Origin of the sequence: Streptomyces sp. NPDC002734 (genome assembly GCF_040295685.1) — a bacterium.
Lineage (GTDB): Bacteria > Actinomycetota > Actinomycetes > Streptomycetales > Streptomycetaceae > Streptomyces.
Window position 1 is genome coordinate 46,178 of sequence record NZ_JBEOVU010000022.1, and the last position, 16,267, is coordinate 62,444.

The following is a 16,267-nucleotide window of genomic DNA, read 5'->3' on the forward strand; positions in this document are numbered from 1 at the left end:
GATCCCGCTCCGCCCGCCCCCGCCCCCGCCGTCCCCGTCGTGCCGGCCGGGCTCTCGGCACCCTCGGCGGCGCCCTCGTGCTGCTGCTCGCCGTCGCCGGCCCCGCCCAGGCCGCTCCGCCCGCCGCCCTGCCGGTGAACGCCACCCCGCTCGAGCTGCGGTTCCAGCCCGCGCTCGACTACGACAAGGACGGCTGCTACTCCACCCCGGCCATCGGGCCCGACGGCTCGCTCAACGGCGGTCTCAACCCCACCGGCGCCCTCAACGGCAACTGCCGCGACGACTTCGACCTGGGCAACACCAACGCCTACTCCCGGGCCACCTGCAACAACGGCTGGTGCGCGGTGCTCTACGGCCTCTACTTCGAGAAGGACCAGGCTCTCGCCGGCACCAGCATCGGCGGCCACCGGCACGACTGGGAGCACATCGTCGTCTGGGTCGAGCAGGCCACCGACACCGCCCGCTACGTGGCCACGTCGAACCACGGCGACTTCACCGTGCACAGCCGGGACCGCATCCCCTGGGAGGGCCTCCACCCCAAGGTCGTCTACCACAAGGACGGCATCGGCACGCACTGCTTCCGGGCCGCGACCGCGAACGACGAGCCGCCGGAGAACCACCGGGGCACCTGGCAGTACCCGGCGCTGGTGGGCTGGAGCGGCTACCCGGCCGGGCTGCGCGACAAGCTCGCCCAGGCGAACTGGGGCAGCGCCAACTTCGGCCTGAAGGACAGCAGTTATCTCTCCCACCTGGAGAAGGCGAAGCCGGCGGGCATCCCCTTCGTGCCGGCGCTCTGACCCTGCGGACGTGGCCCGGCCCGGTTGCCTAACGGCACCCGGGTCGCGCCCTGTCAAGCAGGTGACGGTGCGACACCCCGCCCGCCACCCGGTGGGCGGGACGACACGCCGACGTGACGGCGTGTCCGCTCCCCGTCGGCGCACCCGGAAGGCGACCGGAGCCACATGTCGTTACTTTCCGGGCATGAGATCATTTTTGAGACCGCCGTCGGCACGCCGCGGCATCCGACGCCGTGTCGGATGTGCCCTTGGCGTGGCCGGCATGGTGGCGGCGGGCCTGGGCATCGACACGGCGGCCCAGGCGCAGCCGGTCGGTGTCCCCCTGGTCGACGAGACCTTCACGGGTGCCACGGCCGACCCTGACTTCCTCGCCTACGGCCCCGCGTGCCTGACCGGTGCCCCGGAGGCGCCCGCGCCCCCGCCGGTGGGCGCCCACGAACTCACGGGCTGTCCGCCGGGAGGAGTCGGGCCCCTCCCGCCGGGCAACGCCGCTCCGCACGGCTACCTCGACCTCACGACCGCCGCCAACGACCAGGCGGCCGCCGTCCTCTACAACCACGCCCTGCCTGCCAACCAGGGCCTGGTGGTCACCTTCGACCAGTGGCAGTACGGCGGCACCACCGTCCCGCCGGCCGACGGCATCTCGTTCTTCCTGATCGACGGCGCCGCCGAGCTGACCGCCCCCGGCGCCTTCGGCGGCAGCCTCGGCTACGCACAGAAACTGCCCGACGACGACCCCGGCCGGGAGTTCCTGCCGGGCGTCAACCACGGCTACCTCGGGGTCGGCCTCGACGTCCTCGGCAACTACTTCGGCGACTGGGAGCACCGGGGCAACGGGTGCGACACCCGCTCGCCGGCCGGGACCGGCTTCCGCATCCCGGAGCCCAACAAGGTCACCCTCCGCGGGCCCGGCAACGGCACCGAGGGCTACTGCTTCCTGACCTCGACCGCCGAGAACCTGAACAGCACCACCGGTCCCTGGCCCAGCACGCTCCCCGGAGAGCTGCACGGGCCGACGACGAACATCCCCGCGGACGCCACCCCCGAGGAGGCCGAGAGGCTGCTCGAGCCCTCCCGGCGCACCGTCCGGGTGGAGATCTCGCCCTCGCCGAACCCGGTGGTGACGGTCTGGATCGACTTCCGGGACGGCAAGGGCTTCCAGGAGGTGCTGAGCACGCCGGCCCCGCAGCCGGTGCCCTCCAGCTACAAGTTCGGCTTCGCGGCGTCCACCGGCCAGTTCACCGACGTGCACCTCATCCGCAACGTCACGGTGCACCCGGCGGCCGAACTGCCACGGCTCAACCTGGTCAAGCAGGTGGCCAAGGACCCGGAGGTGCCGCTGCCGCTGAAGCCGGGCCAGCAGGTCCCGTACCAGTACGTGGTCACCAACAGCGGCAACACCCCGCTCACCGACGTGACGGTCACGGACGACCGGGTCACGCGCATCTCCTGTCCGAAGGACACGCTGGGTGTCGGCGAATCGATGACCTGCACCGGGCTGTACGCGGTCACCGACGAGGACGCGACCGCCGGGCAGGTCCGCAACGTGGCCAACGCCACGGGCAGGTCGGGCGACACGGAGGTCCCGGCGCCGGAGGCGGAGCTGACCCTCCCGGCCCAGCGGGGGCCGGGCCTGCGGATCGAGAAGACCGCGGACGACACCCGCGCCTACCGGGTCGGTGAAGAGGTCGAGTACACCTACACCGTGACCAACACCGGGCCGGTGGAGATCACCGGCCTCACGGTCGCCGACGACCGCGTCCGGGAGGTCACGTGCGAGGCCACGACCCTCGCGCCTGCCGGCCAGGACGGCGACACCACCGAGTGCCGGGGCACCTACACCGTCACGGAGGACGACGCCGAGGCCGAGGACGTGGTCAACGTGGCCACCGCGAGCGGCGACGCGAACGGCAGAGGGGTCACCTCCCCGCCGGACGAGATGACCGTCGGCGTGGCCAACCGGCTGGAACTGCTGTTGAGCAAGTCGGTCGACGACTCGCGCGCCTACGAGGTGGGCGACGAGGTGCCCTACCAGTACGAGGTGACCAACACCGGAGACCGCGAGATCACCGACCTCACCATCGTGGACGACAAGGTCACCAGGATCACCTGCGACGACGTATCGCTCGCCCCCGGTCAGCGCACCACCTGCCGGGGTACCTACACCGTCGCGGAGGACGACGTCGCCGCGGGCAGCGTCACCAACATCGCCGACGCGCGCGGCCGGTCCGGCGACAGGACGGTCGAGTCGCAGCCGGACACCGCCGAGATCCAGGTCGTCACCCCGGGCGGTCCCGCCCTCAGCGTCGAGAAGGAGGTCGTGGACCGACAGGACGAATACCGCGTCGGCGACCAGGTCACCTACGAGTACACGGTGATCAACACCGGCGACCGTGACATCACCGGCGTCAGGGTCGAGGACGACCGGGTGGAGAACGTGGACTGCGAGGAGGACACCCTCGCGTCCGGTGCGGGCACGACCTGCCGCGGCACCTACACCGTCACCGCCGAGGACGCCGCCAATGGCTTCGTCGTCAACGTGGCGCAGGCGTTCGGCACCTCCGGCGGAGCCCCGGTCGAGTCCGAGCGGGACACCGAGCGGATCGAGGTCACCGGTCAGCGCTCCTCGCTCACCATCGACAAGCGGGTCGACGAGGAGCGGACCTACGAGGTCGGAGACCTCGTCCGCTACGAGTACGTCGTGCGGAACACGGGCGAGACCACGCTCACCGACGTGCGGGTCACCGACGACCGGGTGGTGGACGTCGACTGCCCCACCGCCCCCCTGGAGCCGGGCGAGCAGGTGACCTGCACCGGTTCCTACCGGGTCACCGAGGGCGACGCGGAGGCCGGGTCGGTCACCAACACCGCGCGGGCGATCGGCACGTTCCGCGGGGAGGAGTTCCGCTCCGAGGAGGACAGCGCGCGGATCACGGTCGCCGGCGGCGGTGGTGAGTCCGGGCTGCGGCTCGACAAGCGGGTGGACGAGGACCGCACCTACCGGGTCGGCGACGTCATCACCTACGAGTACGTCGTCGAGAACACCGGCGACACCCCGCTCACGGGCGTGGCCGTCCAGGACGACCGCCTCGGCCGCGTGACCTGCCCCTCGACCACGCTGGCGCCGGGCCAGGAGATGACCTGCACCGGCACCCACCGGGGCACCGTGGCGGACGCGAAGGCCGGGCGCATCACCAACACGGCGGTGGCCATGGCCGAGGGAGGCGTCCGCTCGGACAGCGACTCGGCGACCGTCCAGGTCGAGCGCAAGCCCTGCGAGGGCAAGCACTGCAAGCCGGGCCACGGCCACGGCAAGCCCTGCAAGGGCGGCCACGGCAAGCCGGGCCACCACGACGGGTACGGCTCCGACCGGGCCACCCCGTGCCGGCACGAGCGGTCCGCCGCCTGACGGACCGTGACGGACGGCCTGGGACCGCCGGCACCTCACCGGCGGTCCGGGTCCTGAACCCTGCACAGAGAGGGCGCCCTCCCGCGGACACGCGGGCGGGCGCCCTCCCGCATGCCCGCACCAGTAGCGGGACGGCTCAGGGCAGCAGTCCCGCCCGCCGGGCCGCCGTCACCGCCGCCCACCGGCCCCGCGCGTCCAGTTTCCGGGCGGCCGATCCCAGGTAGGCCTTGACGGTCTCCTGCCGCAGCCCCAGCCGCCGGGCCGCGGCCGCGTTGGTGTCGCCGACCGCCACGCAGGCCAGCACGTCGAGTTCACGCGGCGTCAGGCTGACCGGCGCGCCGGCCGGTGACACCGGGCCGCCGTCGCCCGCACCGGGGCCGAGCAGTGCGCACACCTCGTCGAGGCCGGCCCGCACCGCCGGGTCGTCGACGTGCGGCGCGAGCGCCCGCAGCGCCGCGTACGCCTCCCTGGCCCGCTCCCGCATCGGGTTGTCGGCCTCGTCCGGCCCTGGCGGCCCCGCGAGGTCGGTGGGCAGCCGCGCCGCCCCCTCGTCGGCCGCCCCCGCCTCCTCGGCGGCGGTCAGCCCCCGCGCCGCCTGGCGCGCGGCCTCCACCGCCGCGCCCAGCGTGCGGTCGCCCAGCGGCTCGGCGGTGCGCAGGGCGCCGTACAGGACGCCGCGCACCCGGCGGCGCACCACCACGGGCACCGCGAGCACCGAACGGAGCCCCTCCGCCGCGACGGCGGCGTCGTACTCGTGGCTGATCCGCCGGGACGCCGCGTAGTCGGCCACCGCGCACGGGCGTTGCAGCACCGCCGCCCTGCCGCCCAGGCCGGTGCCGGTGGAGACGGCCAGGGCACGCAGCGCCGGGGTGCGGGTCCCGCTGAGCTCGCTGATCCTGATCCGTGGCCCCGTCGCCTCCACCAGCCCGCCGAAGACGACCGGCAGCCCGCTCGTGCGGCCCAGGCGGGTCAGCGCGGTGCGGATCGCCGCCGCGGCGGCGCGGTCCGCTGCGCCCCCGCCGCGCCCGGCGTCCGCACGGTCCGTCCCGTTCGTCGGCGTCACTCTCCCCGCCCTTCGTGGTCGCTCCCGCCCACTACCCCCGTTCGGGGGTGGTGGGATCCGTGTCACGGATTACACGATGGCGGGGAGCCGCCCGGCAATGGTGCCGGAACCCGTTCCTGGAGGACGCCATGACCACCCGGACCCCGGCCGAGCCGTCGTACACCCACGGCACCGGCACCACCGCGCTGCTCGGCGACACCATCGGCGCCGACCTGGCCCGGACGATCGCCGCCCACCCGGACCGGGAGGCGCTGGTCGACGTTGCCTCCGGACGCCGGTGGACCTACGCGCAGTTCGGCGCCGCCGTCGACGAGGTGGCCCGCGGACTGCTGGCCCTGGGCGTCACGACGGGGGACCGGGTCGGCATCTGGGCGGTCAACTGCCCGGAGTGGGTGCTCGTCCAGTACGCGACCGCCCGGATCGGCGCGATCATGGTCAACATCAACCCGGCCTACCGTACGCACGAGCTGGAGTACGTGCTGGAACAGTCCGGCGTGAGCGTGCTGGTCTCCTCGCTCGCCCACCGCACCAGCGACTACCGGGCCATGGTCGAGGAGGTCCGGGGCCGCTGCTCCGCCCTGCGGGAGACCGTCTTCATCGGCGATTCCTCCTGGGACGCCCTGACGGCCGGCGCCGCCTCGGTGCCCGAGGAGCGGCTCGGCGAGATCGCGGCCGGGCTCAGCTGCGACGACCCGGTGAACATCCAGTACACCTCCGGGACCACCGGCTTCCCCAAGGGCGCGACCCTCTCGCACCACAACATCCTCAACAACGGGTACTGGGTGGGCCGCACCGTCGGGTACGACGAGCAGGACCGCATCTGCATCCCGGTCCCCTTCTACCACTGCTTCGGCATGGTCATGGGAAATCTGGCGGCCACCTCGCACGGCGCCTGCATGGTGATCCCCGCGCCCTCCTTCGACGCGGCGGCCACGCTGCGCGCCGTCGAGGCGGAGCGCTGCACCTCCCTCTACGGCGTGCCCACCATGTTCATCGCCGAGCTGGCCCTGCCCGACTTCGCCTCCTACGACCTCTCCAGCCTCCGCACCGGCATCATGGCCGGCTCGCCCTGCCCGGTGGAGGTGATGAAGCGGGTGGTCACCGAGATGCACATGGCCGAGGTCTCCATCTGCTACGGCATGACGGAGACTTCGCCGGTGTCCCTCCAGACCCGGAGGGACGACGACCTCGAGCACCGCACCGCAACCGTCGGCCGGGCCCTCCCGCACATCGAGGTGAAGATCGTCGACCCGGCGACCGGAGTGACCGTGGAACGCGGCGTACCGGGCGAACTGCGCACCCGCGGCTACAGCGTGATGCTGGGCTACTGGAACGACCCCGCGCGGACCGCCGAGGCCATCGACTCCGCCCGCTGGATGCACACCGGGGACCTCGCGGTGATGCGCGAGGACGGGTACGTGGAGATCGTCGGCCGCATCAAGGACATGATCATCAGGGGCGGCGAGAACATCTATCCCCGGGAGATCGAGGAGTTCCTGTACCGCCACCCGAAGATCGCGGACGTCCAGGTCGTCGGGGTGCCGCACGAGCGGTACGGCGAGGAGGTGCTCGCCTGCGTGATCCCTCGCGACCCGGCGGACCCGCCTGTCCTGGAGGACGTGCGCTCCTTCTGCGAGGGCCGGCTCGCCCACTACAAGATCCCGAGCCGCCTCGCGGTGCTGGACGCCTTCCCGATGACGGTCTCCGGCAAGGTCCGCAAGATCGAACTCCGCGAGACGCACGGCTGATCGGGCGGTGCCGGCCGTCGTTGCGACCGCCCGGTGGGGCGTCTGGGTTCACTCCGGGTACAGGGCGGCCAGGCGGGGGAGCCGGCGCGTCATCTCGGCGTGGTCGCCGAAATCGAAGTTCCAGGCGTGGGCCGGCGCCGGACAGCGGATGGTGAACGCGTCGTCGGGGAGCTCGCGGCCGGTCGCCGCGATGTGCGCGTCCCAGGCGATGCCGAGCGTGTCCTCGCACCACAGGTCGTGTCCGGCGGCCGCTGCCCTCCGCACGGCCGGGAGCTCCGCCAGGGCGTCGGGGTCGGCGACCACGCGCTCGAAGGTCTCGCGTCCCTGGACGATCAGCCAGCCCCGGAAGTAGTCGAAACCGTCGTCGGAGCATCCGCCGTTGATGAGGTAGGCGGCGGCCCACAGAGGATTCGTGTAGGAGACGGCCATCAGGTCCCACAGGGTCTGCGACGCCGCGACGATCGCCTCGGCGGGGTGGGCGGCGAGCGCCGCGCTCGCCCGGCGGGCGACGTCCTCACTGTCGCCCGGGTCCGGCGCCCGGTCGCGGGCCGACTCGACGAGGTGCCAGAACTGTCGTGTGTCCATGGCGGCGGAGCATGCCACCCGGGTCGGACAACGGGCGGCCGGGGAGGCCGGGCCACGGAAGCGGGCGCCCCGGGTCACGGTTCGGCGGCCGGTCGTGCAAGCGCTCTCAGCGGGAGGACCGGGAGCGCCTATCCTGGTCCGCGCCGGGTGACCGGCGCGGCATCGGGCGAAGGAGCCCGCGGAGCCAGACAAGGAGCGCACCGTTGTCCGAGCAGACCATGGGACCCCGTCCGACGCTCGAGGCGGTCGCGGAGCGGGCCGGGGTGTCCCGGGCGACGGTCTCCCGCGTGGTCAACGGCGCCGTGGGGGTGCGGCCGCCGCTCGTCGACAAGGTCCGCAAGGCCGTGGAGGAGCTGGGGTACGTCCCCAACCACGCCGCCCGGTCGCTGGTGACCCGGCGCACCGGCGCGGTCGCGGTGATCATCGCGGAGCCCGAGTTCCGGGTCTTCTCCGACCCGTTCTTCGAGCAGCAGATCCGCGGTATCAGCCGCGAACTGAGCGCGCACAGCGCCCAGTTGGTGCTGCTGTGGGTGGAGGGCGCCGGTGAGCACGAGCGGATCGCCCGTTACCTGGAGGGCGGTCACGTGGACGGCGCGCTGGCCTTCTCGCTGCACAAGGACGACCAACTGGCGTCCCTGATAGCCCGCACCAGGATCCCGGCGGTCTTCGGCGGCCGCCCCGCTCCCGGATCCGGGCCCGTCGCGCCGTTCGTCGACTGCGACAACCGTGGGGGCGCGCGCGAGGCGGTGCGTCACCTGGTGTCGCTGGGCCGCCGCCGGATCGCCCACATCGCCGGTCCGCGCGACAAGATCGCCGCCCTCGACCGCATCGACGGGTACCGGGACGTGCTGGTCGACGCACCCGAAGAGCTGTTGTGGCAGGGCGACTTCACCGAGGAGAGCGGCGCCCGTGCGATGGCCGGCCTGCTGGACCGGTGCCCCGGCCTGGACGGGGTCTTCGTGGCCAACGACCTGATGGCGGCGGGCGCGCTGCGCACGCTGCGCGAGCGGGGCGCACGGGTGCCGCAGGACGTGGCCGTGGTCGGGTTCGACGACATGGCCGCCGTCACGGGGGTCACCGACCCTCCGCTGACGACCGTGCGGCAGGACATCGAGGGAATGGGCCGGCTGATGGTACGGCTCCTGATGCGGCTGCTGGACCGGCCCGGCGACGAGGCCCCGGCGTCCGTGATCACCCCGACCACCCTGGTCCGCCGGGCCACCGCCTGACGAGCCCTGCGGGTCGGACGGACCGCGGGTCCACAGGCCGCGGTGCGGTGAGGGGACGACGGAGGGCGGCGGTCACCGGCCGGAGCCGGTGACCGCCGCCCTGGGCGCCGCGATCGCCGCGATCGTCGCGGTCGTCCGATCGTCAGCTGAAGGGGATCACCACCAGAGAGGTGTCCGTGCCCGTCTGAAGCCGGGCGTCCGCGTTGCCGATGGCGCTCCAGACCTCCAGCCGGACCGTCCCGCCGCGCAGGTTGCCCAGCGTGCCGGTGGCGGACTTCAGGCCGCGGGTCTGGTCGTAGCGCTCCCAGCCCGTCACGGGGTCGGTGGCGAAGTAGGCGTACGTCTCCGTCCGGTCGAAGGTTCCGTCACCGGTCAGGTCGTAGCTGACGCGGGCCTGCTGGCCGAGCCCCACCGAGGTGCCGGCGTCGACGGCGAGCCGGAAGGAGGTCGAACCACCCGAGGTGTACGTGCCGTTCACTCGCTTGATCTCGTAGACCAGAGGCTTGTACGGCGTGCCGTCGTGGTTCGCGCCGCCCGCCGACGGGACCGTGTCACTGGCCGCCGAGCTGCCGGTGGCCGTGGTCAGGGTCCCGCCGGTCCGCAGCTGGAAGGTGTTCCCCGAAGTGGGGGGAGTACCCGGGTCGGTGCTGCCCCCGGGCCCGGTTCCCGTCGCGGTGGAACGCGCCGGCACGCTCAGCGTCCGGCCGTCGGAGAAGGTGACCGTCCGCGCCGAGGAGCCGTGGTTGTGGGCCACGTAGGTGCGGGTCCCGCTCTTGGAGAAGACGGCCGAGGCGGGGATGTCGCCGGTCACCGAGGTGTCGGGCGCTCCCATCGAGTCCAGGCCCAGGATCCAGTGGTAGGTGTGGGCCTTCGACTCGCCTGCCTCCGGGGTGTACCCGGCGTTCCCCGCGTCCCACTTGGACTTCGCCGTCGCCGGGTCGGCCAGCGCCTGGAACTCCCAGAGGATGTCCCGCCATTCGACCGCGGGACCGCCGTTCTCGCGCTCCATCTCGGCGATGTTGCGCCGGATGGCCTCCTTGTGGGCGCCCAGGTGCAGTGAGCCGCCCGCGGTGATCGGGAGGGCGTTGATCCCGTGGATCTCCTCGGGGTTGGCCGTCCACCAGGTCGAGTAGGCGGCGCCGCTGCCCCAGACCATGCCGACCGTGTCGTGCGTGTAGGAGCCGGGGAAGACCTGCTGGTCCTTGTCGAACCAGTACTGGGCGATCGCCTCGCTCTCCGTGGTGAGCAGGTACGTGCCCAGGTCGCGCAGCGAGGTGTCCCCGGTCGCCGAGCCGTACAGCACCAGGGCGGCGCTCAGGCCGGTGGACTCCGAGGAGGACTCCTGGTTGTTGCCGGCCGCGAAGCCCTGGTGGCCGGAGGCCCAGCTGTGCCCGGCGTACACGTCGAAGCCGCGCAGGAACGGGAACGAGCTGTCGGTGCGGCTCGGGTTGGCGGTGTCGCGGACCAGGGCCTTGACCATGCCGCCCCAGGCGGAGTCCGCGGCCCACGACGGGTCGTACTGGGCGACGATCGCGGCGGCGTGGACGTAGTAGCCGTAGTGGAAGTGGTGGTCGTTGAGCTCGGTGTCGCTGCCGTAGGACGCGGGGTAGCCGATCAGCGTCTTCCAGTCGCGGTCGTAGGAGAACTCGCTCGCGCCGCCCGCGGTGAACCACTCCTGGAGCCGGCCCTTGAGCAGGGAGAGCAGACGGTCGCGGATCGCGGTCTCACCGATCTGGTCGGCGACCGGGACCAGCTGCGCCAGCTTTCCGAGCGCCTTGCCGGTCCAGTACGTGTCGGTCGCCCCGGAGAACGGGTCGGAGGCGTTGGCCACGTCGTTCAGGTAGCCGCGCAGGCGGGCGTTGTCGATCGCGCTGCTGCGCGGGAGCTGGGGCAGCACCGGGGCGGAGCGCATGCTCGTGGTGAAGGAGGTCCCCTCGCGGACCTTCATCGTGCCGCGTGGCGAGACGTAGGTGTACGAGGTGAGCGCGTCCGTGGTGTGCAGCCACTGGTGCCGGTAGAGGGCCTGCAGCGCGCCGCGCTCGGAACCCTCCTTGGCCTCGGTGGTCAGCGAGTAGGTGGCCTTGACCGTGCCCGAGCTGTAGCTCCAGTCGACCTTCGAGCCGGTGACGAAGCTGAAGGCGTACTTGCGGTACGTCGCCAGCGCGTCGGTCGAGGGCAGCACGGCGAGGGAGAAGTAGTCCTTGCCGGCGAGACCCGCGGTGATCTCCGTGCCGGAGACGTTCCAGTCGGCGCCGGTCGGCGCGAAGAGGGCGTAGTGGTGGCCCCCGACGGTGATGCCGAGGACGTTGCCCTGGTCGGAGAAGACGGTGGGCGTCGAGGCGGTGTTGATCCGGGCGTTGCCGCCGGACCCCTGGGCGTACACGAAGGGCATGCCGTGGCCGATGGTGGTGCGCAGGGTGCGCGAGCCGTCGGACCAGTAGGGGGTGACGGTCCAGTCGGACCAGGAATCCGCCTTGGTGTCGGGCGAGTTGAGCCCGGTCAGGCCGAGGGTCAGGTCGCGCTTGTGGGCGAACTCGTACTGCCGGCCCTCGCCGACGATCGCCGCGCTGGTCGGGTAACCGACCTCCAGTCCGCCGGAGACGGCCTGGTAGGTCAGCGGGTGACCGTACATGGGGGTGGAGTACGGGTTGTCGCCGTACCGCTGGAAGGCCAGCGAGGACCACCAGTCGTTGGTGGGGACCGGCTTGCCCTGGGCGGCGGAGGTCACCTTGGGCTTGACCGCGGTGCCGGTGTTGGTGGTGGGGCCGACGGTTCCGGCCGGCCGGGTGTCGGAATAACTTCCGGCGCCCACGGGGACGGTGGCGGCCGCCGCGGGGGCGGCGGCCGGACCGAGTCCGACGGCGGCCAGCGACACGGCCACGACCAGCACGGACGCCGGCCTTAAGGCCCGTGGGGGCCGAAGCGAGGGGGCAGGCATGGGGGACACCTCTTGTCGTCACGGGGGGATCGGAGGGACGTGAGGAACGGGGGGAGGAGCTGCTCCGAGAGGCCCTGCGAGCGATCGTAGAGAGCGCTCTCAGGACGCGGGAAACGTAGGGCTCCCCGGGGTGGGTGTCAACACCTGACGCACAGTCCGACGTCGCCCGGCCGCTCCCGGTTGTTCCTCCGGTGGTGTCCTGAGAGCGCTCTCAGGCCGCGTCCCGCACCCCGTACTCCGGCAGAGCGATGTCCCCCGCCTTCGCGAACTGGGCGGCGAGCAGGCTCCTTATCGGCCACCGGGTCATCTGGCGCATCGACAGGTCCCGCAGCCGGATGCCCGTCCGGCTCGACGGGGCGAAGCTCGAGGCCCCGCCCGGCGGGAGCTGCTGGGCCTGGGTGACGTAGGGCCGCATCACCTCGTCGTACCGCCGGAACGCCGTACGGTGGTCGTCCCGGGCCGCGGCGATCTCCCCGGCCAGGACGTAGGCGCCGACCAGCGCCAGGCTGGTCCCCAGGCCGGTGAGCGGGGAGGCGCAGTACCCGGCGTCGCCCAGCAGCACCACCCGGCCCCGCGACCACCGGTCCATGACCACCTGGTCCATGGAGTCGAGGAAGAAGTCCGGGGCGGTCCGCATCGCCCGCAGCAGGCGCGGGGCCTGCCAGCCGACGCCGGCGAAGCGCCGCGCCACGATCTCCCGCTGTGCGTCGACGTCGCGGCGGTCGTAGGCGATCGGAGCGGAACGGAAACTGAGGCCGGCCTTGACCTCGCCGGGGAGGCGGCCGGGCCGCGCGGAGGCCACCAGCCCGCCCGGCGCGTTGTGCATCAGGTACCAGCCGTCGAGTCCCAGTTCCTCGTCGGTGGCGGTGAACCAGGCGTTGTAGAGCCCGAGCGGGCGCACGCACTCCCGCTCGGGACCGAAGACCAGCCCGCGCGTCACGGAGTGCGGGCCGTCCGCGCCGACGACCAGGTCGAAGCGGCGCGGCGCGGTCTTCTCGAAGGTGACGTCCACGCCGTCCGCGTCCTGGGCGATCCCCGTGACGGTGTCGTCGAAGAGGTACTCGGTGCCGGGCAGGGTCGCGTCGTACAGCAGGCGGGCGAGGTCGCCGCGCAGGATCTCGATCTCGGAGACGATCCCCTCCCCGCCGAAGCTGTCGGCGGGGATCCGCACGGTGACACGGCCGGAGCCGTCGACGTTCGCCATCCCGTGCTGCTGAACGGTCTGCGCCCTGGCCCGGTCCATCAGGCCCATCCGCTCGATCACGGTACGGCCGGCGCCGCGCAGGTCCACGGTCTGTCCGCCCGGCCGGAGCAGCGGCGGGCGCTCCACCACGGTGACCGCGAAGCCCTGCTTGCGTAGCCAGTACGCCAGGGCGGGTCCCGCGATGCCGGCGCCTGAGATGAGTACCCCGTTGTTCGTCATGGCGGTGAATGTACGACGTACGCAAATGACGGCGCAAGCGGTAATCGCTTGCGAATGGGCAGAACTGCTGGGTGGGTGTACTAGTGCACTTGAGGGTGTGCGACGGGCTTCGCGGGCAACGTGCCGTGTCGCGGGCTAGGATGACGCGCACGTCGGGTGCACTAGTGCGGGGGAGTGTCGATGGGTGAGGACGCGGGACCGCGGTCCGGACGGATCGTCGACGAGTTGCGGCAGCGGATCGAGAGCGGGGAGTTGGCCCCTGGGGAGCGGGTGCCCTCGACCCGGGAGATCACCCGGCAATGGGGCGTCGCCATGGCCACCGCGACCAAGGTGCTGACCGAGCTGCGCCGTGCGGGACTGGTGCGTTCGGTTCCGGGCGTCGGGACGGTCGTGGAGGCCAGGGGCGGCTCGTCGCAACCGGCCCGCGCGCCCCGTCCGGCCGCCGCGCAGCGCCCCGGGGCGCGGTCGGCGGGGTCGCCCCGCCCCGCCGGGTCGGGCACCCCGGCCGGGACCGCCGGGGCGACGGGGGCGCGCGGATCCACGGGGTCACCCGGGTCCGCCGCGACCGCCGGGCCGTCGGGCTCCGGAGGCGGGCTCACCCTCGGGCGGATCGTCGCCGCGGCCGTCACGGTGGCCGACGAGGAAGGGCTGGCGGCGGTGTCGATGCGCCGCGTCGCCGCCGAGCTGAAGGTGGCGACCATGTCGCTGTACCGGCACGTGGCCGACAAGGACGACCTGCTGACCCGGATGCTGGACGCCGCGATCGCCGAGCGGCCGCTCCCCGCCGAACGGCCGGCCCACTGGCGTACGGCGGTGGAGCTGGCGTCGCGGCAGCTGTGGGGCCTCTTCCGCCGTCACCCCTGGCTGGCGCCGGCGATGTCGGTCACCCGCCCGCAGATGGTCACGTCCGGGATGCAGTACAGCGAATGGATGCTGGGCACCCTGAACGACGAAGGACTCGACCTTCAGTCGGCCTTCACCGCGCACCTCACGCTGCTCAACCACGCCCGGGGCATCGCCGTCCACCTGGAGAGCGAGCGGGAGGCCGAGGCGCACAGCGGTCTCGACAGCGAGGAGTGGATGGACGGTCAGGAACCCGCGCTCCTGGAGGTGCTGGAGGGCGGCCGCCTCCCCCTGCTCTCCCAGGTCGCCCAGGCAGGCTACGACCTGAACCTCGACGACCTGTTCGAGTTCGGGCTCCAGCGCCTGCTCGACGGCCTGGCCCTGCTCCTCGGGCAGGGGCCGCCCGATCAGCCGGCCGCCGCCCCCTTGGGTCCGTCCGTTCCCCGGTAGGTGAACGAGGTCACCGCCAGTTCGCCCCGCGCGCAGGTGAGGCCGACCATGCGGCCGGTGAACCCGCCCGCGACCTCCGTCGAGAGGTAGCGCCCGTCCAGCCGGCCCAGCTCGCGGAACCCCTCGGGCCCCACGACGCCGGCGACGATCTCGTCCGGGCCGGGGATGTGGGAGGGGGAGGGGCCGGACGGCTCCGCCGTGCGCAGCTCCAGCGTCACCCGCGGGCCCGACGGCGGTTCGCCCGCCGCAGACTCGCCCGACGCCGGTTCGCCTGCCGTCAGTTCACTCACCGACAGTGCGCCGAGGACCGCCCGCGCCTCGCCGATCGTGGCCACCGCGCGGACCGTCCCGTCGCCGGCCTCCACGGTGACGGCGTGCCGGTGGTCGACGCGCAGTTCCAGACCGCCGACGCCGTGCGAGGCGGCCAGGTCCAGCGAGACACGGGCCGTCATGGCGAAGTGTTCCTGGCGGCGGCCCACGAACGTCCGCCCGCCCTCGCCACGGGCCGTCAGCCTCCGGACGCCGCCCTCCTCGGGGCCGAGCACGTCCGCCGGGAACCCGCCGGCCGCCACCCAGGACAGCGGGAGATCTCCTGCGGTCAGCTCCTCGTGCTCCACCGGCCGTCGCTCGTCGGGCGGCTCGATCGGCTCGCCGGCCCGGGGCCAGCCGTCGTCGTCCCAGACGATCTCGCAGGCGAAGGTCTCGCGACCCAGCACGTGCCAGTGCGGGGTGCCGCCACGGGCCCGCACCCCGAGGAACACCATGGCCCAGCTGCCGTCGGGGCGTCGCACCAGGTCCGCGTGCCCGGTGTTCTGCACGGGGGTGCCGAGGCCACGGGCGGTCAGCACCGGGTTGTGCGGGCAGGGCTCGAAAGGGCCGGTGGGCGACAGGCCGCGGGCGACCGTGACGGCGTGCCCACGGTCGGTGCCGCCCTCGGCGACGACCAGGTACCAGTGGTCGCCGATCCGGTGGAGGTGCGGCGCCTCGGGGTACTTCCCGCCGGTGCCGCTCCACAACTGCCGCGGCTCGCCCAGCACCTTCCCGGCGACCGGATCGACCGGGACCTGGCGGATCACGGTGCGTCCGGCGTCGTCGACCCCGGACCAGGTGACCAGGCAGGTGCCGTCCTCGTCCCAGGCCAGGTCCGGGTCGACGCCGGACGGGGTGTCGATCCACACCGGGTCCGACCACGGACCGGCCGGGTCGTCGGCGGTGACCAGCAGCATGCCGGCGCGGTCGCTGAAATTGGTGGTGATCATCCACAGCCGCCCGTCGTGGTACCGCAGCGTCGGGGCGAAGATGCCGCCGGAGGGGCCGGCCCGGTCCAGGGCGAGCTGCGACGGCCGGTCGAGGACGTGGCCGATCTTCTGCCACGTCCGCAGGTCCTCGGAGCGGAACAGCGGCACGCCCGGGGCGTACTCGAAGCTGGAGCAGACCAGGTAGTAGGTGCTCCCCACCCGGCAGACGCTGGGGTCGGGGTGGAACCCGGAGATGACCGGGCGCTCCGGCAGTCGCATGAGCATGCCTCTCGGGACAGGTCGGGCGGTCGGCGGGCGGACGGATCAGGTCGTGACCCGGCAACGGCCTCGAGTATTGATCAGCCGCGGGGCCGGTGCGTAGGTCCTTTCACGCCTTGATCGGCAGGACGCCGGTCCTGCCCGTCCTGCCCGCCCGGGCCGGTGGACGTGCGGTGACGCCGCCCACCGGTCCGGGGCGGGCACCGGGCTCCGGCCACCCGTCGGGCTTGCTGTCCGCCGGCCTTCGGTCGTCCGCCGGGCTCGG

10 protein-coding genes are annotated in these 16,267 nt (G+C 73.0%); 5 read left to right on the forward strand and 5 right to left on the reverse strand.

Annotation, left to right across the window (positions count from 1 at the left end):
* Nucleotides 1–77: 77 nt before the first annotated feature.
* Complete coding sequence (locus ABT026_RS20440; protein ID WP_351116192.1) at nt 78–797, forward strand: NPP1 family protein; 720 nt, start codon at nt 78–80, stop codon at nt 795–797.
* Between the two features lie 262 nt (nt 798–1,059).
* Nucleotides 1,060–4,206, forward strand: a complete 3,147-nt coding sequence (locus tag ABT026_RS20445) for a CLIPPER-2 domain-containing protein (protein ID WP_351116193.1) — start codon at nt 1,060–1,062, stop codon at nt 4,204–4,206.
* 136 nt (nt 4,207–4,342) lie between these two features.
* On the opposite strand, the gene ABT026_RS20450 is transcribed toward ABT026_RS20445, so the two are convergent.
* Nucleotides 4,343–5,269, reverse strand: a complete 927-nt coding sequence (locus ABT026_RS20450; RefSeq protein WP_502968018.1) for a response regulator transcription factor — start codon at nt 5,267–5,269, stop codon at nt 4,343–4,345.
* A gap of 128 nt (nt 5,270–5,397) precedes the next feature.
* Between ABT026_RS20450 and ABT026_RS20455 the strand changes: the two genes are divergently transcribed.
* Nucleotides 5,398–7,017 (forward strand): AMP-binding protein, encoded by a 1,620-nt coding sequence (locus ABT026_RS20455; protein ID WP_351116137.1) that lies wholly within the window; start codon nt 5,398–5,400, stop codon nt 7,015–7,017.
* Between the two features lie 48 nt (nt 7,018–7,065).
* Here the strand turns inward: ABT026_RS20455 and ABT026_RS20460 are convergent, their stop codons facing one another.
* A complete protein-coding gene (locus ABT026_RS20460) occupies nt 7,066–7,602 on the reverse strand; it encodes a DUF4240 domain-containing protein (RefSeq protein ID WP_351116138.1) in 537 nt (178 codons plus the stop codon).
* A 218-nt stretch (nt 7,603–7,820) separates the two neighbouring features.
* Between ABT026_RS20460 and ABT026_RS20465 the strand changes: the two genes are divergently transcribed.
* Nucleotides 7,821–8,831: a LacI family DNA-binding transcriptional regulator gene (locus tag ABT026_RS20465; protein WP_502968019.1), complete on the forward strand. Its 1,011-nt coding sequence runs from the start codon at nt 7,821–7,823 to the stop codon at nt 8,829–8,831.
* 142 nt (nt 8,832–8,973) lie between these two features.
* Here the strand turns inward: ABT026_RS20465 and ABT026_RS20470 are convergent, their stop codons facing one another.
* Nucleotides 8,974–11,769, reverse strand: coding sequence for a glycosyl hydrolase (locus tag ABT026_RS20470; protein ID WP_351116140.1), 2,796 nt, complete (start codon nt 11,767–11,769; stop codon nt 8,974–8,976).
* Between the two features lie 211 nt (nt 11,770–11,980).
* Nucleotides 11,981–13,192: an FAD-dependent monooxygenase gene (locus tag ABT026_RS20475; protein ID WP_351116142.1), complete on the reverse strand. Its 1,212-nt coding sequence runs from the start codon at nt 13,190–13,192 to the stop codon at nt 11,981–11,983.
* 180 nt (nt 13,193–13,372) lie between these two features.
* On the opposite strand from ABT026_RS20475, the gene ABT026_RS20480 reads away from it, so the two are divergent.
* Nucleotides 13,373–14,485, forward strand: coding sequence for a TetR/AcrR family transcriptional regulator C-terminal domain-containing protein (locus ABT026_RS20480; RefSeq protein WP_351116144.1), 1,113 nt, complete (start codon nt 13,373–13,375; stop codon nt 14,483–14,485).
* Here the strand turns inward: ABT026_RS20480 and ABT026_RS20485 are convergent.
* Complete coding sequence (locus ABT026_RS20485; RefSeq protein ID WP_351116145.1) at nt 14,443–16,002, reverse strand: glycoside hydrolase family 43 protein; 1,560 nt, start codon at nt 16,000–16,002, stop codon at nt 14,443–14,445. The two genes, ABT026_RS20480 and ABT026_RS20485, sit on opposite strands and share 43 nt — an antisense overlap.
* Nucleotides 16,003–16,267: the final 265 nt, after the last annotated feature.

Coding starts and splice junctions, on each gene's coding strand:
- ABT026_RS20445 (WP_351116193.1), top strand. CDS start 1,060: ATGGTGGCGGCGGGCCTGGGCATCGACACGGCGGCCCAGGCGCAGCCG.
- ABT026_RS20455 (WP_351116137.1), top strand. CDS start 5,398: ATGACCACCCGGACCCCGGCCGAGCCGTCGTACACCCACGGCACCGGC.
- ABT026_RS20460 (WP_351116138.1), bottom strand. CDS start 7,602: ATGGACACACGACAGTTCTGGCACCTCGTCGAGTCGGCCCGCGACCGG.
- ABT026_RS20465 (WP_502968019.1), top strand. CDS start 7,821: ATGGGACCCCGTCCGACGCTCGAGGCGGTCGCGGAGCGGGCCGGGGTG.
- ABT026_RS20470 (WP_351116140.1), bottom strand. CDS start 11,769: ATGCCTGCCCCCTCGCTTCGGCCCCCACGGGCCTTAAGGCCGGCGTCC.
- ABT026_RS20475 (WP_351116142.1), bottom strand. CDS start 13,192: ATGACGAACAACGGGGTACTCATCTCAGGCGCCGGCATCGCGGGACCC.
- ABT026_RS20480 (WP_351116144.1), top strand. CDS start 13,373: ATGGGTGAGGACGCGGGACCGCGGTCCGGACGGATCGTCGACGAGTTG.
- ABT026_RS20485 (WP_351116145.1), bottom strand. CDS start 16,002: ATGCGACTGCCGGAGCGCCCGGTCATCTCCGGGTTCCACCCCGACCCC.